This is a genomic window from Burkholderia sp. BCC1985 (genome assembly GCF_905339915.1).
GTDB lineage: Bacteria > Pseudomonadota > Gammaproteobacteria > Burkholderiales > Burkholderiaceae > Burkholderia.
This window is the reverse complement of sequence record NZ_CAJPGY010000012.1, coordinates 1-19,634: the sequence shown is the minus strand read 5'-3', so window position 1 is coordinate 19,634 and position 19,634 is coordinate 1. Positions and strand designations below refer to the sequence as shown.

Sequence of the window (19,634 nt, the reverse complement as noted above, 5' to 3'; positions counted from 1 at the left end):
TGACGTGCACTCCGATTGAGCTGAAGGAACGACAGGATGAAAAAAACGATCCGCATCGCATCGCTGGCGCTGGCCGTCACGATGGCGACGCTCGGCTGTACCGCGCAGGCCGACCAGACCACCGACAAGCTGAAAGCCACGCTGCAAGCGCGTCTCGGCAACGACGCGCCGATCAAGAGCGTGTCGAAGTCGCCCGTCGCGGGCCTGTACGAAGTGAACCTCGGCACGCAGATCATCTATAGCGATGCAGCCGGCGACTACGTGCTGCTCGGCGATCTCGTCGACACCAAGACGCACAAGAACCTGACCGACGCGCGCCTGTCCGACCTCAACAAGATCGACTTCGCGAGCCTGCCGCTCGCGAACGCGATCAAGGTCGTCAAGGGCAACGGCGCCCGCAAGATCGCGGTGTTCTCCGATCCGAACTGCCCGTACTGCAAGCGCCTCGAGACGACGCTGCAGTCGGTCGACAACGTGACCGTCTACACGTTCCTGTATCCGGTGCTGTCGCCCGATTCGACCACGAAGTCGAAGGCGATCTGGTGCGCGACCGACCGCGCGAAATCCTGGGAGGGCTGGATGCTCGACCATCGCGTGCCGACCGGCGCCGGCGCCTGCGATACGACCGCGCTCGACAAGAACCTCGCGCTCGGCCGCGGGATGAACGTCACCGGCACGCCGACGATCTTCCTGCCCGACGGCCGCCGCCTGCCGGGCGCGGTGTCGGCCGACCAGCTGAACCAGGCGCTCGCGTCGAGCAAGTAACCGGCGACACGCCGGGCCGCATGGCCCGGCCAGCGAGGGGCGCCCGCGATCTCTGCCGGCGCCTCTCTTCGTTTCCGCCGCCGTATTCCGTCTGATTTCCCGTCCGATTTTCGACCGATTGCCACGATGACCCAGCCGATCCGCTATTCGATTGCCCCGAAAGATCTTGCCGCGCACCTGTTCGAAGTGACGGTGACGGTCACCGATCCCGATCCCGAAGGCCAGCGCTTCTCGCTGCCGGTATGGATTCCGGGCAGCTACCTCGTGCGCGAGTTCGCGCGCAACATCGTGACGCTCGCCGCGTTCAACGACGCGGGCCGCAAGGTGCGGATCGCGAAAACCGACAAGAACACGTGGCAGGCCGCGCCGGTGAACGGCGCGCTGACGTTGCGCTACGACGTGTACGCATGGGACCTGTCGGTCCGCTCCGCGTATCTCGACGACTCGGGCGGCTTCTTCAACGCCACGGCCGTGTTCCTGAGCGCCGCCGGCCGCGAGGATGCGCCATGCGAGGTCGACATCGCGAAACCGGCGGGCCCGGCGTTTCGCACGTGGCGCGTCGGCACGTCGTTGCCCGAGGCACGCGGGACCAGGCGCTACGGGTTTGGCGCGTATCGCGCAGCGAACTACGACGAGCTCGCCGACCATCCGGTGACGATCGGCGAATTCGCGCTGGCGACGTTCGACGCGCACGGTGTGCCGCACGACATCGTGATCGCCGGGCGCGTGACGCAGCTCGACATGGAGCGGCTGCGCACCGACCTGAAGCGCGTGTGCGAAGCGCAGATCGCGCTGTTCGAACCGAAATCGAAACTGGCGCCGATGGACCGCTACGTTTTCATGACGCTCGCGGTCAGCGACGGCTACGGCGGCCTCGAGCACCGTGCGTCGACCGCGCTGATCTGCAACCGCACCGACCTGCCGGTGAAGGGCCGGTCGGAAACGACGGAAGGCTATCGCACGTACCTCGGCCTTTGCAGCCACGAGTATTTCCATACGTGGAACGTGAAGCGCATCAAACCGGCCGCGTTCGTGCCGTACGACCTCGCGCGCGAAAACTACACGTCGCTGCTGTGGCTGTTCGAAGGCTTCACGTCGTATTACGACGACCTGATGCTGGTGCGCAGCGGACTGATGTCGCAGGACGAATATTTCGCGGCGCTCGGCCGTACCGTCGGCGGCGTGCTGCGTGGCACGGGGCGCCTGAAGCAGAGCGTCGCGGACAGCTCGTTCGACGCGTGGATCAAGTACTACCGTCAGGACGAGAACGCGACCAACGCGATCGTCAGCTATTACACGAAGGGTTCGCTCGTCGCGCTTGCGTTCGATCTCGCGATCCGCGCGCAGACGCGCAACCGCAAGTCGCTCGACGACGTGATGCGTCTGCTGTGGCAACGCTACGGCCGCGAGTTCTATCGAGGCAAGCAGGCGGGTGTCGAAGAAAACGAGGTCGAGACGCTGATCGAGGAAGCGACGGGCGTCGCGCTCGGCCGGCTGTTCGCCGACGCCGTGCACGGCACGCGCGACCTGCCGCTCGCCGACCTGCTCGCGCCGTTCGGCGTGACGCTCACGCCGGAGGTTGCAGCGGGTGCGACCGCGAAGCCGACCATCGGCGCGCGGCTGCGCGGCGGCGCGGACTGCACGCTGGCGGCGGTCTACGAAGGCGGCGGCGCGCATCGCGCGGGGCTGTCGGCGGGCGACACGCTGATCGCGCTCGACGGGCTGCGCGTCACCGGCACGAACCTCGACATGCTGCTCGCGCGTTACCGGCCGGGCGACAAGGTCGAGGTGCACGCATTCCGCCGCGACGAGCTGCGGACCGCGAAACTGAAACTGGACGGGCCGGAAATCGCGCGCTACCGGCTCGCGGCCGCCGCGAAACCGGCTGCCGCGCAGAAGGCCCGCGAAGCCTGGCTGAAGGGCTGAGCATGCACGGGCGGGTTTCGGGGCGCGATCATGGATTGTTCTGTTGCTGCAACAATCCGTCGCCCTGAACCCGCTTTTTCGCGGCCATGCGGCCACGCACAATGGCGTCACTCGCGCTACCGAAGCGCAACCAAACCGGAGCCTGACATGACGACCATTCTGCAAATCAATTCCGCGGCGCGCTCGCAAGGTGCGCAATCCACGCTGCTGGCCAACGAACTGACGGCAAAGCTGCAACAATCGAACCCCGGTTCGAAGGTCGTGGTTCGCGACCTGCTGGCCGACGCGCTGCCGCACCTCGATGAATCGGTGCTCGGCGCATTCTTCACGCCGGCCGACCAGCGCAGCGCGGAACAGAATGCGATCGTCGCGAAGAGCGATGCGCTGATCGCCGAACTGCAGGCGGCCGACATCGTCGTGATCGGCGCACCGATGTACAACTTCGGCGTGTCGTCGCAACTGAAGACGTATTTCGACTGGATCGCCCGCGCAGGCGTCACGTTCCGCTACACCGAGAACGGTCCGGAAGGCCTGATCAAGGGCAAGAAGGTTCACGTGGTGACGGCCCGCGGCGGCAAGTACCTGGGTACGCCGAACGACAGCCAGACGCCGTACCTGCGCTCGTTCCTCGGCTTCATCGGCCTGACCGACGTGAACTTCATCCACGCTGAAGGCCTGAACCTCGGGCCGGATGCGCAGAGCGCCGCGCTCGCCAGCGCACGCGAAGCGATCGCTGCCGTCTGAGGCCGACGCGGGTGCGGTGCACCCGCTGCGTCCGACGGATGAAAAAAACGCCGCGTCCCGAAAGGGGCGCGGCGTTTTTGCTTGATGCGGACGAAAGCGAAACGTGAAGCGCTAAATGCGCAACGCGGTTACGCAAGCGTTTCGGCCACCTCCGGCAGGCGCCAGTCGATCGGCTCGCGCCCCGCGTCGGCCAGATAGTCGTTCGCGAGCGCGAAGTGGCGGCAACCGAGGAAGCCGCGGTGAGCGGACAGCGGCGACGGATGCGGCGCCTCGAGCACGCAGTGCGCGTTCGCGTCGAACAGCGCGCGCTTGGCCTGCGCATGCGCACCCCACAGCATGAACACGAGCCCGCGATGGCGGCGGGCGAGTTCGCGGATCAGCGTGTCCGTGCATTGCTCCCAGCCGCGCTTCGCGTGGCTCGCGGCCGCACCGCGCTCGACCGTCAGCACGGTGTTGAGCAGCAGCACGCCCTGGCGCGCCCAGGTATCGAGGCAGCCGTGACGCGGCGTGTCGTGGCCGAAATTCGCGGCGATCTCCTTGAAGATGTTGCGCAGCGACGGCGGCGTGCGCACGGCCGGCGGCACCGAGAACGCGAGGCCGTGCGCCTGCGGCGTGCCGCGGTCGTCGCCGTGGTACGGGTCCTGGCCGAGGATCACGATCTTCACGTCGTCCGGGCTCGTCAGACGCAGCGCGCGGAACACGTCGGTCGGGTAGACCGTCTTGCCGGCCGCGCGTTCGTCGTCGACGAAGCGGCACAGCGGCGCATACGCGTCGCTGTCGGTGAAGGGTTTCAGCACGTCGCGCCAGACGGCCGGCAGCGCGTCGAATTGCGCGGCGAGGTGCGGGACATCCGCGACAACAGGGGCGGCGGGAGTGCCGGGAGCGTCGGCGGCAGCGGGCTGCGGCGCGGCGGAAACCGGCGCGGGGGCCGCTGCCTTCTTTGCGGGCTTGCGCCCGGCTGCGGCCGGCGCAGGCGCCGGGGCGGGAACATCGTCCTGCGCCGTTTCCGGCACGGGATCATCGAACAGCGACGCCTGCTGCGGCGTGCGGAGAGTCTTGCGGGTTGCCATGCGTGATGCGGGTTTATTGCGCGCGCAGCCGGTAGCCGCGTTGCGCCTTGCTGATGTTTTCGGGGGCGAGGCCCGGCAGCGCTTGCTGCAGTTCGGCGGCGAGTGTCGCGAGCGCCGCTTCCGGGCCGTCGATCAGTTCGAGTTCGATTTCGCTGATCGGTTCGCGGCGCGTATCGTGTTCCGCCTGGACGACGATCTCGCCGACGTCCACCGCGGCCTCGACGGTTGCGCCGCCGATTGCGATGCGCCACAGCGTACGCGAAAAATCCGTCCGGAACAGTGCGTGCAGCGCGGGCGCCGCATCGCGCAGCGCGCCGGCAGCCTCCGGCACGTCGCACGCGGTGACCAGCGCATCGATTTCGAGCGCATCGCCGGCGACGGGCAATTCCCATTCATGGCGGCGATGCAGGCCGGCTTCCGCGCTGCCGACCGTCTTGAAGGTCTGCAGCCAGCCGTGCGGCGTGCGGCGCACGCGCACCGCGCTCTTCGAGCGCGCCAGCGCGAGGTCGGGCGTGTCGTAGTAGACGTTCGCCAGCGCGATCACGTTACCGGTTTCGCCGGTCAGCGTCTCGAAAAAGCGCCGCGCCGCATCGGCCTGGCCGGCCGGCAGCGCGAGCTTGATTTCCTTTTCGATCGCCATCAGAAGAACATCCGCGCCAGTTCCTCGCCCGGCTGGTCGGCGCGCATGAACGCTTCGCCGACGAGGAACGCGTTCACGTTCGCCGCGCGCATCGTGTCGACGTCGGTGCGCGACAGGATGCCCGACTCGGTCACGACCATGCGGTCCGGCGGAATCATGTCGAGCATGTCGAGCGTGGTCTGGATCGTCGTCTCGAACGTGCGCAGGTTGCGGTTGTTGATGCCGAGCAGCGGCGTCTTCAGCGTCAGCGCCTGTTCCATCTCGTCGCGGTCGTGAACTTCGACCAGCACCGCGAGGCCGAGCGAGTGCGCGTACGCCTCGAGGTCCTGCATCAGCGGCGTGTCGAGCGCGGCCGCGATCAGCAGGATCGCGTCGGCGCCCATCGCGCGCGCCTCGAGGATCTGGTACGCGTCGACGATGAAGTCCTTGCGCAGCACCGGCAGCGTGCACGCCGCACGCGCTTCCTCGAGATAGCGGACGCTGCCCTGGAAGAATTGCTCGTCGGTCAGCACCGACAGGCACGCCGCGCCGTGAGCCGCATACGAGCGCGCGATGTCGGCCGGCACGAAATGCTCGCGCAGCACGCCCTTCGACGGGCTCGCCTTCTTCACTTCGGCGATTACCGCCGCCTGGCCCGCTGCCTGCTTCGCGCGCAGTGCGCCGACGAAGTCGCGCAGGTCGCGCGCCGATGCGTCCAGTTTCAGTGCCTCGAGCGGCGTGCTGCGCATGGCCGCCGCGACTTCTTCACGCTTGACGGCGATGATTCGGTCGAGAATGTCGCTCATGTGGGTTCCTGCTTGATTCGTAAAGGGAGTCAGCGCTTGAACTGCTGCGTGAAGCGCACGAGTTCGTCGACCTTCGCGCGTGCCTTGCCGCTCGCGATCGCTTCGCGGGCGAGCTGGATGCCGTCGGCGATCGATTCGGCGATATTGGCTGCATAGAGCGCGGTGCCCGCGTTCAGCGTGACGATCTCGCGTGCGACACCCGGCTGGTTGTCCAGCGCGCCGAGCAGCATCGTGCGCGATTCCTCGGCATTTTCCACCTTCAGCGTGCGGTTCGATACCATCTGCAGGCCGAAGTCCTCCGGATGGATCTCGTATTCGTGCACCTTGCCGTCGCGCAATTCGCCGACGAGCGTCGCGGCGCCCAGCGACACTTCATCCATCCCGTCCTTGCCGTACACGACCAGCACGTGCTGCGCGCCGAGGCGCTGCATCACGCGCACCTGGATGCCGACGAGGTCGGGGTGGAACACGCCCATCAGCTGGTTCGGCGCGCCGGCCGGATTGGTCAGCGGGCCGAGAATGTTGAAGATCGTCCGCACGCCGAGCTCGCGGCGCACGGCCGCGATGTTCTTCATCGCCGGATGATGGTTCGGCGCGAACATGAAGCCCATGCCGGTTTCGGCGATCGATGCGGCAACCTGGTCGGGCTGCAGGTCGATGTTCACGCCGAGCGCCTCGAGCACGTCGGCGCTGCCGGACTTGCTCGACACGCCGCGGTTGCCGTGCTTCGCGACCTTCGCGCCGGCCGCCGCCGTGATGAACATCGACGCGGTCGAGATGTTGAACGTGTGCGCGCCGTCGCCGCCCGTGCCGACGATGTCGACGAAGTTCGAGTTGTCCTGCACTTCGACGTGGTTCGCGAATTCGCGCATCACGGTCGCGGCGGCGGCGATCTCGCCGATCGTCTCCTTCTTCACGCGCAGCCCGGTGATGATCGCGGCCGCCATCACGGGCGACATGTCGCCGCGCATGATGAGCCGCATCAGGTGCAGCATTTCGTCGTGGAAGATCTCGCGGTGCTCGATCGTGCGTTGCAGCGCTTCCTGCGGGGTAATCGTCATCGTGCGTCTCCCGTCAGGCTGCCGGCGCGGCCGCGCGGGCCGCTGCGCGATTCTGCTTCAGGAAATTCTCGAGCAGCGCGTGGCCGTGCTCGGAGAGGATCGATTCCGGGTGGAACTGCACGCCTTCGATCGGCAGCGTCTTGTGGCGCACACCCATGATCTCGCCGTCGTCGGTCCACGCGGACACCTCGAGGCAGTCGGGCAGCGATTCGCGTTCGATCGCGAGCGAGTGGTAGCGCGTGACGTCGAAATGCTTCGGCAGGTCGGCGAACACGCCGCGGCAGTCGGTTTCGATCCGGCTCACCTTGCCGTGCATGATGGTCTTCGCGCGCACGACGCGGCCGCCGAATGCTTCGCCGATCGCCTGGTGGCCGAGGCAGACGCCGAGGATCGGCTTCTTGCCCGCGAATTCGCGCAGCACGTCGAGCGTGATGCCCGCGTGCTGCGGATTGCTCGGGCCGGGCGACAGGCAGATGGCGGCGGGGTTCAGGCGCGCGATGTCGTCGAGCGTGATTTCGTCGTTGCGATAGGTGTGCACGTCCTCGCCCAGTTCGCCGAAGTACTGGACCAGGTTGTAGGTGAACGAATCGTAGTTGTCGATCATGAGCAGCATGGTCAGTCTCCGGTCAGAAGTCGCTATCGAGGCCGTCCTGGACCTGTTCGGCCGCACGCAGCACCGCGCGCGCCTTGTTCTCGGTCTCTTGCCATTCGGATTCGGGCACCGAGTCCGCGACGACGCCGGCTGCCGCTTGCACATACAGGTTGCCGTTGTGGATCAGGCCCGTGCGGATCGCGATCGCGAGATCCATCTCGCCCGAGAACGACAGGTAGCCGACGGCGCCGCCGTACAGCCCGCGCTTGATCGGCTCGAGCTCGTCGATCAGTTCCATCGCGCGCACCTTCGGCGCGCCGGACAGCGTGCCGGCCGGGAACGTCGCGCGCAGCACGTCGTAGTTCGTCATGCCGGGCTTCAGCTTGCCTTCGACCGAGCTGACGATGTGCTGTACGTGCGAGTACTTTTCGATCACCATCTTGTCGGTCACCTGCACCGAGCCGATTTCCGCGATGCGGCCGACGTCGTTGCGCGCGAGGTCGATCAGCATCACGTGCTCGGCGATTTCCTTCGGATCGTTCAGCAGTTCGGTCGCGAGTTCCGCATCGCGCTCGGGCGTGTTGCCGCGCGGACGCGTGCCGGCGAGCGGACGGATCGTGACGATCTGGTCTTCGCCGCGCTTTTCCTGGCGCACCAGGATTTCCGGCGATGCGCCGACCACGTGGAAATCGCCGAAGTTGTAGTAGTACATGTACGGCGACGGATTCAGCGAACGCAGCGCGCGATACAGCGACAGCGGATTGTCGCGATACGGCTTCGTCAGACGCTGGCCGACCTGGATCTGCATCAGTTCGCCGGCCGCGATGTATTCCTTCGCCTGGCGCACGGCGGCCAGATAGTCTTCCTTCTTGAACTCGCGGAACGTCTCGGTGCGCACACTCGCCGACGTGACGGGCGGCTGTACGGTCGTGCGCAGGCGCTGCTTCAGCTCGCGCAGGCGCTGCTTGGCCTTCGTATAGGCTTCCGGCTGGGCCGGGTCCGCATAGATGATCAGATAGAGCTTGCCGGCGAGGTTGTCGATCACCGCGACTTCTTCGGTGAGCAGCAGCTGGATGTCGGGCAGGCCGAGATCGTCGCGCGGCGCGGTGTTCGCGAGCTTCTTCTCGATGTAGCGCACCGCGTCGTAACCGAAATAGCCGGCGAGGCCGCCGCAGAAGCGCGGCAGGCCCGGGCGCTGCGCCACCTTGAAGCGCGCCTGGAACGACTCGATGAATTCGAACGGGTCGCCGTCGTGCGTCTCGACGACCTGGCCGTCGCGCACCACTTCGGACACGCCGTTGCGGGTGCGCACCAGCGTGCGGGCGGGCAGGCCGATGAACGAATAGCGGCCGAAGCGTTCGCCGCCGACCACCGACTCGAGCAGGAACGAGTTGGCGCCCGCGCGTTCAGGCTGGGCCAGCTTCAGGTAGAGGGACAGCGGCGTTTCGAGGTCGGCGAGCGCTTCCGCGATCAGCGGGATGCGGTTGTAGCCTTCGTTCGCAAGCGATTGGAATTCGAGTTCGGTCATGTTCCGGTCCTGTTCGGGACGAGCGGCGGCGTGCGCCAGGGATCACTTGACGCTGCGCGGGCTGCCGTCGGCGAAAGGGCGGTCGATCGAGAAGTGCCTGTTGCCGGCCGGCTCGCCGGGCGTGAACGTCGCGAGCCTGCGGCCGGTCCTGAACGCAAGCGTTCGGACGCGGTAGAACTCGAGGTGGTGCGACGATCGGCGCGCGGCTGCGCAGCGAGATAAAAAACGGCGCTGAAGACGTGCCTCAGCGTACCTCATCGAAGAGGTTAGCGCGACCAGCGACGCCAGGGCCAGGCTCCCCGGTCGATGCTGCTCAGACTCCGTTTTTTATTCAGAAACATGCGGATGGAAGAAATAATCAGAGGGTTGGCCGGCCGGCGTTGTGCGCGGTGATCGCGCGGGCTGCGACCAGCAGCGAATCGACTATACCATCCGAATTTATCGTTTGTATAGCTTTGCCGTGGTTGTAGCCGTAGGGCACCGTCAGCGTCGCCATGCCGGCCGCGCGGCCCGCCAGCGCGTCGTTTTCCGAGTCGCCGATCGCGACCGCCGCGTCCGGCGCGACGCCGAGCGCTTCGCACGCCGTCAGCATCGGCAGCGGATCGGGCTTCTTGCGCGCGACGCTGTCGCCGCCGAGCACGATGCCGAAGTGATGGATCAGCCCGTATTGCTCGAGCAGCTCGACCGCGAAGCGGTGCGGCTTGTTCGTCACGCATGCGAGCCGGATGCCGGCCGTGCGCAACGCATCGAGGCCGGTTGCGACGTCCGGATAGAGACGCGTGTGGCGACCGTTGATCTTCGCGTACTCGGTCTGGTAGATCGCGAGCGCGTCGTCGAAGCGCGCGTGCGCTTCCTCGCGCGTGAAGCGCGGCTTCAGCACGCTCTGGATCAGATGCTCGGAGCCCTTGCCGACGTAGCCGATCACCTCGTCGCGCGACGTGGCCGGCGCGCCGAGCTGCGCGAGCATTCCGTTCAGCCCGGCCGTGAAATCGTCGGCCGTGTCGACCATCGTGCCGTCGAGGTCGATCAGCGCCGCGTCGATGCGCGGCGTCGCGAAACGGACCGTGCCGTCGGCTGCGGCCCCGGCCAGCGAGGAATCGGCCACGGCGTCAGCTCCGCGCGACGGTGGCGAGCGCGGCACGCATCTCGTCGATCACCGTGCGGTAATCGGGCTTGCCGAAGATCGCCGAACCCGCGACGAAGGTGTCCGCGCCGGCCGCCGCGATTTCCGCGATGTTGTCGGCCTTCACGCCGCCGTCGACCTCGAGCAGGATCTCGCGGCCGGTGCGCTCGGTGTACGCGTCGATGCGGGCGCGCGCTTCGCGCAGCTTGTTCAGCGTTTCCGGAATGAACGACTGGCCGCCGAAGCCCGGGTTCACCGACATCAGCAGCACGAAGTCGAGGCGGTCCATCACGTGGTCGAGATAGTTCAACGGCGTGGCCGGGTTGAACACGAGGCCGGCCTTGCAGCCGTGATCGCGGATCAGCGACAGCGTACGATCGATGTGGTCCGAGCCTTCCGGGTGGAAGCTGATCAGGTTCGCGCCGGCTTTCGCGAAATCGGGCACGATCCGGTCGACCGGGCGCACCATCAGGTGCACGTCGATCGGCACCTGCACGTGCGGGCGGATCGCCTCGCAGACGAGCGGGCCGATCGTGAGGTTCGGCACATAATGGTTGTCCATCACGTCGAAGTGAATCCAGTCGGCGCCGGCGGCGACCACGTTGCGGACTTCTTCGCCGAGCCGTGCAAAGTCGGCCGACAGGATGCTGGGAGCGATGCGGAATTGAGTCATGACAGGGGAGCGGGGACGCAGCGGCGCAAAACCGCCATTCTACCGTCCGGCGACCCGGTGCGCGGCGACGGGCCGTGCGGATGCGGCCCGATTCCGCATAGAATGCCGAACCAGTGCGGCGCGCCCGCGGCCCTGCCGCTCGAGTCGGCGCGGCGGTTACCTACAGCGGAAACACCATGAGTCAGTATCAGTTCACCGTTTCGGTGAAAACCAGCTTCTTGCCGGAACAATCCGACCCCGATCGGCGTCAATACGCATTCGCGTACACGCTGACCATCCGGAATACCGGGCAGGTCGCGGCCCAGCTGATCGCGCGTCACTGGATCATCACGGACAGCGAAAACCACGTGCAGGAAGTGAAGGGGCTCGGCGTCGTCGGGCACCAGCCGCTGCTGCAGCCGGGCGAACAGTTCGAATACACGAGCTGGGCCGTGATCGCGACGCCGGTCGGCACGATGCGCGGCGCGTACTTCTGCGTGGCGGAGGACGGCGAGCGGTTCGACGCGCCGGTCGACGAGTTTGCGCTGCATATGCCGCGCACGCTGCATTGAGCGTGCGGGCGATGGTCAGCGCGGCTGGCGGTCGTTGCCGCGGGCGTGCTTCTTCCTGCCCGACGACGTCCACACGACGATGAAGATCAGCAGGGCAAGCGCTACGAAGGCTTCGAGCGCGAAGATGAGCATCGGATATTGGTCGAGAAAATCAGACATGGCGGTTTCCATCAAGAACGGACATTGTATGTGGTTTGGGCCGCGGGCGGCCGGCTGGGTTGCGGCGGTCGCGACGGCGGCGCTGCTTGCCGCGTGCGGCGGCGCGCCGACGCGCACGTCGACGCTCAAGCCGCCGACCGGTGCGGCGATCGTGCCGGGGCAGGTCGCCGCGAAGCGGCTCACGCCGGTTGCCTGGCAACAGGTGCCGGGCTGGCAGGACGATTCGCTGATCGGCGCGACGGCCGCGCTGCGGCAGAACTGTGTGCGGCTCGCGCGCCAGCCGGCATGGCAGCGCGCCTGCGCGGCCGCCGATCGCCTCGACGAACTCGACGTCAGCAGCGCGCGTACCTTCTTCGAAACGTATTTCACGCCGTTTCAGCTGGCGAACACCGACGGCACGCTCGACGGGCTCGTGACCGGCTATTACGAGCCGCTGCTGCATGGCTCCCGCGTGCGTCGCGGTCCTTACCAGTACGCGCTGTACCGCTGGCCGGCCGGCTATCGCGCCGGTGCCGCGCTGCCCGCTCGCGCGCAGCTCGAGCGCGCCGGCATCCTGAACGGCAACGAACTCGTGTGGGTCGACGATCCGATCGAGGCGTTCTTCCTGCAGGTGCAGGGCTCGGGACGCGTGCTGCTCGACGACGGTTCGGTGATGCGGGTGGGTTTCGGCGGCACCAACAACCAGCCGTATCGCTCGATCGGCAAGTGGCTGCTCGATCGCGGCGAGCTGACGCCCGCCCAGGCGACGATGCAGGGCATCAAGGCGTGGGCGAAGGCGAACCCGACTCGCGTGGATGCGTTGCTCGACACGAATCCGCGATTCGTGTTCTTCCGCGACATGCCGACGAAGGAAGATGCACCGCACGGCGGCGCGGACGGCCCGATCGGTGCGCTCGGCGTGCCGCTCACGGCGGAGCGTTCGATCGCGGTCGATCCGTCGTCGATCCCGCTCGGCACGCCGGTGTTCCTGCAGACCACGCGTCCGCTGACGAATACGCCGATGAACCGGCTCGTGTTCGCGCAGGACACGGGTTCCGCGATCAAGGGCGGCGTGCGGGCCGACTATTTCTGGGGGCTCGGCGACGACGCCGGCGACCAGGCCGGACGGATGAAGCAGATCGGCCGGATGTGGCTGCTGTTCCCGAATTCGTGATCCGCGGTGACGCCGGCACGCACGTGTAGCCGGCGCATCGAGACGAGGCAGCCCGACCGGTTTTGGCCGGTCGGGCTGTTTTTTCGAGGGCCGCGCATGATCGCTGTTCCGGAGCGCCCTCGTGCCGTAGCCGGTATCAGCCCTTGCGCTTGTCGATGACGCGTCGCGCCTTGCCGACCGAGCGCTCGATTCCGTTCACGGGCAATACGTTGATGACAGCCGTCACGCCGATCAGCGACTTGATGTCGTGTGCGAGCGCCTGTCTGGCCGCGTGGATCGCGGCCGTGTCGGGCGCCGTTTCGGGACACGGCTCGACGTTGAGCGTCAGCACGTCGAGCGGACCTTCCTTCGTCAGCACGATCTGATAGTGCGGTGCCAGCGCGCGCTGCTTCAGCAGCTGTTCCTCGATCTGCGTCGGGAAGACGTTGACGCCCCGCACGATCATCATGTCGTCCGAGCGCCCGGTGATCTTTTCCATCCGGCGCATCGTGCGCGCGGTGCCGGGCAGCAGGCGCGTGAGGTCGCGCGTGCGGTAGCGGATGATCGGCAGCGCTTCCTTCGTCAGCGACGTGAAGACCAGCTCGCCGAGTTCACCGTCCGGCAGCACTTCGCCGGTCTCGGGGTCGATGATTTCCGGGTAGAAGTAGTCTTCCCAGATGGTCGGGCCGTCCTTGGTCTCGACGCATTCCGACGCGACGCCCGGGCCCATCACTTCGGACAGCCCATAGATGTCGACCGCGTCGATGCCCATCCGCTGCTCGATGGCCACGCGCATGTCGTTGGTCCACGGTTCCGCGCCGAAGATGCCGATGCGCAGCGAACTCTGCGCGGGATCGAGGCCCTGGCGCTCGATCTCGTCGGCGATCGACAGCATGTAGCTCGGTGTCACCATGATGATGTCGGGCCGGAAATCCTGGATCAGCTGCACCTGCTTCTCGGTCTGGCCGCCGCCGAACGGGATCACAGTGAGCCCTGCGCGTTCGGCGCCGTAGTGTGCGCCGAGCCCGCCGGTGAACAAACCGTAGCCGTAGCTGACATGAACCTTGTCGCCGCGCCGCGCGCCGGCTGCGCGGATCGAGCGCGCGACGAGATTCGCCCACGTATCGATGTCGCGTGCCGTATAGCCGACGACGGTCGGCTTGCCGGTCGTGCCCGACGACGCGTGAATGCGCGAGATCTGGTCCTGAGGCACCGCGAACATGCCGAACGGGTAGCTGTCGCGCAGGTCGCTCTTGGTCGTGAACGGGAAGCGCGACAGATCCGTGAGTGTCTTCAGATCGTCGGGATGCACGCCCGCTTCGTCGAATTTGCGGCGATAGACGGGGGAGTGCTCATACGCATGCCGGAGCGACCATTTCAGGCGTTCGAGCTGTAACGCGGTCAGCTCGTCGCGTGAAGCGGTCTCGATCGGCTCGAGCGGTAGCGGGGTAGTCATGCCTGTCTCCAGTGATTGTTATGAGCGAGCCGTGGACGTCAGCGGTCTTCCGGGAGGACCGTGCCCTTGATCTGGGCCGATTTGCCGCGAAACATCGCGACCGTTTCGCCTGCCTGGTTCGTGACGCGGATGTCGTAGACGCCATGCCGGCCGCTGCGTGTCTGCTCGATCGCCTCGGCCGTCAGCAGGTCGTTGCCGTAGACGGGGCGCAGGTATTCGATCGAGCAGCCCGCGGCAACGGTATTCAGGTTGTACGAGTTGCACGCGAACGCGAACGTCGAATCGGCAAGCGTGAAGATGATGCCGCCGTGGCAGGTCTGGTGCCCGTTCAGGAATTCCGGCCGCACGCGCATCTGCAGGCGTGCGTAGCCGGCGCGCACTTCGGCGATTTCCATGCCGAACGCGCGGCTGCAGGCGTCCGCGTCGTACATGGCCCGTGCCGCCGCACGGGCGAGCGCATCGGGGTCGAGCGTGTCGGTGGAGGTGGTCATGTCAACGTCCCTCGAACCGCGGCGCGCGCTTCTCGATGAACGCCTTCACGCCTTCCGCGTAGTCGTACGACTGGCCGAGCTTGCGCTGCAGGTCACGCTCGAGGTCGAGCTGCTGGTCGAGCGTATTCGTGACGCTGTCGCGCATCGACTGCTTGATCGACGCGATCGCGAGCGTCGGTTGCTGCGCGAGCTGGTTGGCAACTTGACGGGCCGACGCGGCGAGCGCATCGTCGTCGACCGCGCGCCAGATCAAGCCCCATTGTTCGGCCTGTTCGGCGCCGAGCTTGTCGCCGGTCAGGGCGAGCCCCAGCGCGCGTGCCATGCCGACGCGTTGCGGCAGGAACCATGTGCCGCCCGAATCGGGCACGAGCCCGATCTTGACGAAGGCCTGGATGAAACTGCTCGAGCGCGCGGCGAACACGATGTCGCAGGCGAGCGCGAGATTCGCGCCGGCGCCGGCCGCCGTGCCGTTGACGGCGGCGATCACCGGAATCGGCATGCGTTGCAGGCAGCGGATCAGTGGATTGAAATGCTCGTCGATCAGCGTGCCGAGGTCGGTGGACGCGCCCGGCGTGAAGTCGAGGTCGGCCAGGTCCTGGCCTGCGCAGAAGCCGCGCCCCGCACCCGTCAGGATCAGCGCACGCGCGCCGGCCGTCTCGACTTCATCGAGTGCCGACTGCAATTCGCGGTGCATTGCCCGCGTGAAGCTGTTCAGCTTGTCCGGACGGTTGAGGGTGATCGTGGCCACGCGGGCAGCCTGATCGATATCCAGCTGGATCGCCTGATATGACATGCAGTGTCTCCTTCATGACTTCGTTATAGGCGCGCGGTGCGTCGGTTACACGCGTTCGATGGCGATCGCGATGCCCTGGCCGACGCCGATGCACATCGTACAGAGCGCAAAGCGGCCGCCCGTACGCTCGAGTTGATGAAGTGCCGTGGTCACGAGCCGGGCGCCCGATGCGCCGAGCGGGTGGCCGAGCGCGATCGCGCCGCCGTTCGGGTTCACGCGCGGATCGTCGTCGGCGATGCCGAGCATGCGCAGCACCGCGAGACCCTGCGACGCGAATGCCTCGTTCAGCTCGATCACGTCGAACTGGTCGATCGTCATCCCGAGCTGGCGCAACAGTTTCTGCGCGGCCGGCGCCGGGCCAATGCCCATCACGCGCGGCTCGACGCCGGCGGTCGCCATGCCGACGACGCGCGCACGGCGGCGCAGCCCGTATTGATCGGCGGCTTCCGCGTTGGCGAGCAGCAGTGCGCATGCGCCGTCGTTGACGCCCGACGCGTTGCCGGCCGTCACCGAGCCGTCCGGGCGCACGACGCCCTTCAGCTTCGCGAGCGCTTCGAGCGACGTTTCGCGCGGATGCTCGTCGACGGATACGACGAGCGCGTCGCCTTTCTTCTGCGGAATCGTCACCGGGACGATTTCCTCGGCGAGCGTGCCGTCCCGCTGCGCGCGCGCGGCTTTCTGCTGGCTGCGCAGCGCGAACAGGTCCTGGTCGGCGCGGCTGATGTCGTAGTCGACCGCGACGTTCTCGGCCGTCTCCGGCATCGAATCGACGCCGTATTGCTGTTTCATCAGCGGATTGACGAAACGCCAGCCGATCGTCGTGTCGAAAATGGCGGCCTGGCGCGCGAACGCGCTGGCGGCCTTGCCCATCACGAACGGCGCACGCGTCATGCTTTCGACGCCGCCCGCGATCATCAAGCGTGCCTCGCCCGCCTTGATCGCGCGCGCGGCGGTGCCGACGGCGTCCATGCCTGAGCCGCACAGCCGGTTCAGCGTCGTGCCCGGCACGGCGGTCGGCAGGCCCGCGAGCAGCGCGGACATGCGCGCGACGTTGCGGTTGTCCTCGCCGGCCTGGTTCGCGCAGCCGTAGATCACGTCGTCGATTGCCGACCAGTCGACGTTACGGTTGCGTTCGATCAGCGCCTTGAGCGGCACCGCGCCGAGATCGTCGGCACGAACGTCTTTCAGGGCGCCGCCGTAGCGGCCGATGGGGGTGCGAATCGCGTCGCAGATGTAGGCGTCGGTCATGGGTGTGTCGATGTGCAACGAACCCGCCGGTTGACGGATTCGTTCATGGTAGAGAACGTGACGGCGTTTGCACGTCGGCCATTCGGGTTATGCCGTCTGGCCGGCTTCCGCGGGCACTGCCTTCGGCGCAACATGGACGCGGCTTTGCACCACGCGGAACCGGTTGGCGACGAACGCCGGGTCGGCCAGCGCCGCGTTGGCGGCCGGGTTCGCGCCGGTGCCGTGGAAGTCGGAGAAGGCGGCCGACTGGTTGACGAACACGCCGCCCGTCAGGTTGATCGACAGCGCGACGCCGCCACGCACCGCCGCATCGTGCGCAGCGTCGAGGACCTGGTCGTCGGTGCTGTAGACGGACAGCGTCAATGCGCCATGTTCCGCGGCGATTTCGCCGGCGAGATCGAGCGACTGCGCGGTCGAGTCGGTCGCGATCACGAACGAGATCGGGCCGAACCATTCCTGCGTGAACTTCGCGCGGTCGGCCACGTCGAGTTGCAGCACGAGCGGTGTGCGCACGCGAGCGTCGGCGAACGTCGGGTGCTGGAGCGTCTGGCTGTCGGCGAGCACGCGGCCGAGCTTGCGCGCGTCGTCGATGCGCGCGGTCACGCCGTCGTTCTGGATCGCGCCGATCAGTTCGACCGAGCGCGCCGGGTCGCCGGTCAGCTTCTGCACGGAGACGGCGATGGCCTGCGCGACTTCGTCGAAGCTCGCATGACCGTCTGCCGTCCGGATGCCGTCGCGCGGCACATAGATGTTCTGCGGTGCCGTGCACATCTGGCCGGAGTACAGCGCCAGCGAGAACGCGATGTTCTTGGCCGCGGCCTTCAGGTCGTCGGTCGAGTCGATCACGATCTGGTTGACGCCTGCCTTCTCGGTATACACCTGTGCCTGGTGGGCATTGCGTTCGAGCCACGTGCCGTTTTGCGTGCTGCCCGTGAAGTCGATCAGCTTGATTTCAGGACGCAGCGCGAGGTCCTGCACGAGGGCACCGTCGTTCGGCTCGGTCGCGAGGAGCGTGACGACGTTCGGATCGAAGCCGGCTTCGCGCAGCACGTCGCGGGCGATGCGGACCGTGATCGCGAGCGGCAGGATCGCGCCCGGATGGGGTTTGACGATCACCGTGTTGCCGGTCGCCAGATCGGCGAACAGGCCCGGGTAGCCGTTCCAGGTCGGGAACGTGCAGCAGCCGAGCACGAGGCCGGTACCGCGCGGGACGATCGTATAGCGCTTGTGCATCGCGAGCGGCGGGTTCTTGCCTTGCGGCTTCTCCCAGTGCGCATCGGCGGGGATGCGCCGCAACTCGTCCCATGCATAGGCGACCGCTTCGAGTGCTCGATCCTGCGCGTGCGGGCCGCCGGCCTGGAACGCCATCATGAACGCCTGGCCCGTCGTGTGCATCACGCTGTAGGCAATCTCGAAGCTCGCGCGATTCAGTCGCGCGAGGATTTCCAGGCTGACGCCGATCCAGGCGCTCGGGCCGGCTTCGCGCCATGCACGCTGGGCCGCGGCGGCTGCGGCAATCAGTTCGTCGGGCGTCGATTTCGGGTAGCGGATGCCCAGCGCGACCCCGTACGGCGACTGCTCCGCGCCGACGGTTCCGCCGGACGCCGGCTGGTCGAGCACGAACGTGTTGCCGAGGTGTGCCTTGAACGCCGCTTCGCCATCGGCGTTCGCGCTTTCCCCGTACACTTTGGGACTCGGCATTTCCGCGAACGGGCTCCAGTACCCGCGGCTCTCGATGGCGGCGAGGGCGTGTTTCAGCGTGTCTTCGTGCTTCGTGAACAGTGCATGGGTCATGACGGCGGCCTGATGGACGTTGAGAAGGGTTGGATCGATTAATTAACCGACCGGTTGGTCGGAGAATGGTAGCATCAAACTATTCGCATGTGCGAGGCGTTTCTCATTTCATTGATCGAGGAGAAATAGATGTCTTACGAGAACATCCTGGTGGAGACCCGGGGGCGAGTCGGGCTGGTCACGCTGAATCGTCCGAAGGCGCTGAATGCGCTGAACGATGCATTGATGGATGAATTGGGCGCTGCGCTGAAAGCGTTCGACGCGGACGACGAGATTGGCGCGATCGTCGTGACGGGAAGCGAGAAGGCGTTCGCGGCCGGGGCCGACATCGGCATGATGGCGACCTATTCCTATATGGATGTTTACCGCGGCGACTACATCACCCGTAACTGGGAGACCGTCCGCGAGATCCGCAAGCCGATCATCGCTGCCGTGGCGGGCTTCGCGCTCGGCGGTGGCTGCGAACTCGCGATGATGTGCGACATCATCTTCGCGGCGGAAACGGCCAAGTTCGGTCAACCCGAGATCAAGCTGGGCGTGATGCCTGGCGCAGGCGGTACGCAGCGCCTGCCGCGCGCGGTCTCGAAGGCGAAGGCCATGGACATGTGCCTGACCGCACGTTTCATGGATGCAGCCGAGGCGGAGCGGGCCGGGCTGGTGTCGCGTGTGCTGCCTGCCGACAAGCTGCTCGACGAGGCGATTGCGGCTGCGACGACGATCGCCGAGTTTTCGCTGCCGGCGGTCATGATGGTCAAGGAGTCGGTGAACCGTGCGTACGAGACGACGCTGGCCGAGGGCGTCCATTTCGAGCGTCGACTGTTCCATTCGTTGTTCGCTACCGAAGATCAGAAGGAAGGGATGGCGGCATTCGTCGAGAAGCGGAAACCGGTATTCAAGAACCGTTGATTCGCCGGCGGCCGGGTGGAGCTTGGCGAGCGACGGGTGTCGGTCGCCGCCATGATCGCCTGGTGCAACGAACCCAAAGCCCCCGTGCGCGGCAGCGCACGGGGGCTTTTCAAAATATTTTCACAAAGGGGTTGCGCAGACGAGGGCAGGTGCTTAGAATCACGCCTCTTTCGCGCTAACGGAAACGCAGCGCGGGG

The 19,634-nt window shown here is 66.7% G+C and carries 19 protein-coding genes; 6 read left to right on the top strand and 13 right to left on the bottom strand.

Annotation, left to right across the window (positions count from 1 at the left end; genetic code table 11):
• Positions 1 to 36 precede the first annotated feature (36 nt).
• The 3 genes from U4Z31_RS14330 (at position 37) to U4Z31_RS14320 (ending at position 3,435) form a co-directional block, all read left to right on the top strand.
• The gene (locus U4Z31_RS14330) at positions 37 to 765 is read left to right on the top strand and encodes a DsbC family protein (protein WP_044845883.1); all 729 of its coding nucleotides are present in this window, start codon (positions 37 to 39) and stop codon (positions 763 to 765) included.
• A gap of 126 nt (positions 766 to 891) precedes the next feature.
• The gene (locus U4Z31_RS14325; RefSeq protein WP_321810675.1) at positions 892 to 2,691 is read left to right on the top strand and encodes a PDZ domain-containing protein; all 1,800 of its coding nucleotides are present in this window, start codon (positions 892 to 894) and stop codon (positions 2,689 to 2,691) included.
• A 147-nt stretch (positions 2,692 to 2,838) separates the two neighbouring features.
• Complete coding sequence (locus tag U4Z31_RS14320) at positions 2,839 to 3,435, top strand: FMN-dependent NADH-azoreductase (protein WP_124487907.1); 597 nt, start codon at positions 2,839 to 2,841, stop codon at positions 3,433 to 3,435.
• Positions 3,436 to 3,563: 128 nt separating this feature from the next.
• Here U4Z31_RS14320 and U4Z31_RS14315 read toward each other — a convergent pair whose 3' ends face one another.
• The 8 genes from U4Z31_RS14315 to rpe all read right to left on the bottom strand — a co-directional run bounded on the left by U4Z31_RS14315 (position 3,564) and on the right by rpe (position 10,907).
• Complete coding sequence (locus U4Z31_RS14315) at positions 3,564 to 4,505, bottom strand: uracil-DNA glycosylase (protein WP_321810674.1); 942 nt, start codon at positions 4,503 to 4,505, stop codon at positions 3,564 to 3,566.
• A 13-nt stretch (positions 4,506 to 4,518) separates the two neighbouring features.
• On the bottom strand, positions 4,519 to 5,145 hold the full coding sequence (locus U4Z31_RS14310) for a CYTH domain-containing protein (RefSeq protein WP_044845879.1): 627 nt from the start codon (positions 5,143 to 5,145) through the stop codon (positions 4,519 to 4,521).
• Positions 5,145 to 5,930 carry an indole-3-glycerol phosphate synthase TrpC gene (gene trpC / locus U4Z31_RS14305; protein WP_044845878.1) on the bottom strand — a complete coding sequence of 262 codons (786 nt, stop codon included), beginning with the start codon at positions 5,928 to 5,930 and terminating at the stop codon, positions 5,145 to 5,147. The genes U4Z31_RS14310 and trpC overlap by 1 nt, the downstream gene beginning before the upstream one ends.
• Before the next feature lie 29 nt (positions 5,931 to 5,959).
• Entirely contained in the window at positions 5,960 to 6,991 is a 1,032-nt protein-coding gene (trpD, locus tag U4Z31_RS14300) for an anthranilate phosphoribosyltransferase (protein ID WP_039318793.1), read from the bottom strand.
• Between the two features lie 13 nt (positions 6,992 to 7,004).
• Positions 7,005 to 7,604 (bottom strand): aminodeoxychorismate/anthranilate synthase component II, encoded by a 600-nt coding sequence (locus tag U4Z31_RS14295; RefSeq protein ID WP_321810673.1) that lies wholly within the window; start codon positions 7,602 to 7,604, stop codon positions 7,005 to 7,007.
• 13 nt (positions 7,605 to 7,617) lie between these two features.
• The gene (trpE, locus tag U4Z31_RS14290) at positions 7,618 to 9,111 is read right to left on the bottom strand and encodes an anthranilate synthase component I (protein ID WP_059449739.1); all 1,494 of its coding nucleotides are present in this window, start codon (positions 9,109 to 9,111) and stop codon (positions 7,618 to 7,620) included.
• 358 nt (positions 9,112 to 9,469) lie between these two features.
• On the bottom strand, positions 9,470 to 10,216 hold the full coding sequence (locus U4Z31_RS14285; protein WP_321810672.1) for a phosphoglycolate phosphatase: 747 nt from the start codon (positions 10,214 to 10,216) through the stop codon (positions 9,470 to 9,472).
• A gap of 4 nt (positions 10,217 to 10,220) precedes the next feature.
• Positions 10,221 to 10,907 (bottom strand): ribulose-phosphate 3-epimerase, encoded by a 687-nt coding sequence (gene rpe / locus U4Z31_RS14280; RefSeq protein ID WP_044845875.1) that lies wholly within the window; start codon positions 10,905 to 10,907, stop codon positions 10,221 to 10,223.
• Positions 10,908 to 11,083: 176 nt separating this feature from the next.
• Here rpe and apaG point away from each other — a divergent pair, with 176 nt between their 5' ends.
• Both apaG and U4Z31_RS14265 read left to right on the top strand, forming a co-directional pair.
• On the top strand, positions 11,084 to 11,458 hold the full coding sequence (gene apaG / locus U4Z31_RS14275; RefSeq protein ID WP_044845994.1) for a Co2+/Mg2+ efflux protein ApaG: 375 nt from the start codon (positions 11,084 to 11,086) through the stop codon (positions 11,456 to 11,458).
• 79 nt (positions 11,459 to 11,537) lie between these two features.
• Positions 11,538 to 12,770 (top strand): murein transglycosylase A, encoded by a 1,233-nt coding sequence (locus tag U4Z31_RS14265; protein WP_415750284.1) that lies wholly within the window; start codon positions 11,538 to 11,540, stop codon positions 12,768 to 12,770.
• A gap of 136 nt (positions 12,771 to 12,906) precedes the next feature.
• On the opposite strand, the gene paaK is transcribed toward U4Z31_RS14265, so the two are convergent.
• The 5 genes from paaK to paaN form a co-directional block, all read right to left on the bottom strand.
• On the bottom strand, positions 12,907 to 14,205 hold the full coding sequence (gene paaK / locus U4Z31_RS14260; protein ID WP_044845874.1) for a phenylacetate--CoA ligase PaaK: 1,299 nt from the start codon (positions 14,203 to 14,205) through the stop codon (positions 12,907 to 12,909).
• 38 nt (positions 14,206 to 14,243) lie between these two features.
• Positions 14,244 to 14,696, bottom strand: coding sequence for a hydroxyphenylacetyl-CoA thioesterase PaaI (paaI, locus tag U4Z31_RS14255; protein WP_321810670.1), 453 nt, complete (start codon positions 14,694 to 14,696; stop codon positions 14,244 to 14,246).
• 1 nt (position 14,697) lies between these two features.
• On the bottom strand, positions 14,698 to 15,489 hold the full coding sequence (paaG, locus tag U4Z31_RS14250; RefSeq protein ID WP_321810669.1) for a 2-(1,2-epoxy-1,2-dihydrophenyl)acetyl-CoA isomerase PaaG: 792 nt from the start codon (positions 15,487 to 15,489) through the stop codon (positions 14,698 to 14,700).
• A 45-nt stretch (positions 15,490 to 15,534) separates the two neighbouring features.
• Positions 15,535 to 16,737, bottom strand: coding sequence for a 3-oxoadipyl-CoA thiolase (gene pcaF, locus U4Z31_RS14245; RefSeq protein ID WP_321810668.1), 1,203 nt, complete (start codon positions 16,735 to 16,737; stop codon positions 15,535 to 15,537).
• A gap of 87 nt (positions 16,738 to 16,824) precedes the next feature.
• Positions 16,825 to 18,531 carry a phenylacetic acid degradation protein PaaN gene (gene paaN, locus U4Z31_RS14240; protein WP_321810667.1) on the bottom strand — a complete coding sequence of 569 codons (1,707 nt, stop codon included), beginning with the start codon at positions 18,529 to 18,531 and terminating at the stop codon, positions 16,825 to 16,827.
• Positions 18,532 to 18,660: 129 nt separating this feature from the next.
• On the opposite strand from paaN, the gene U4Z31_RS14235 reads away from it, so the two are divergent.
• Positions 18,661 to 19,437, top strand: a complete 777-nt coding sequence (locus U4Z31_RS14235; protein WP_044845869.1) for an enoyl-CoA hydratase — start codon at positions 18,661 to 18,663, stop codon at positions 19,435 to 19,437.
• Positions 19,438 to 19,634: the final 197 nt, after the last annotated feature.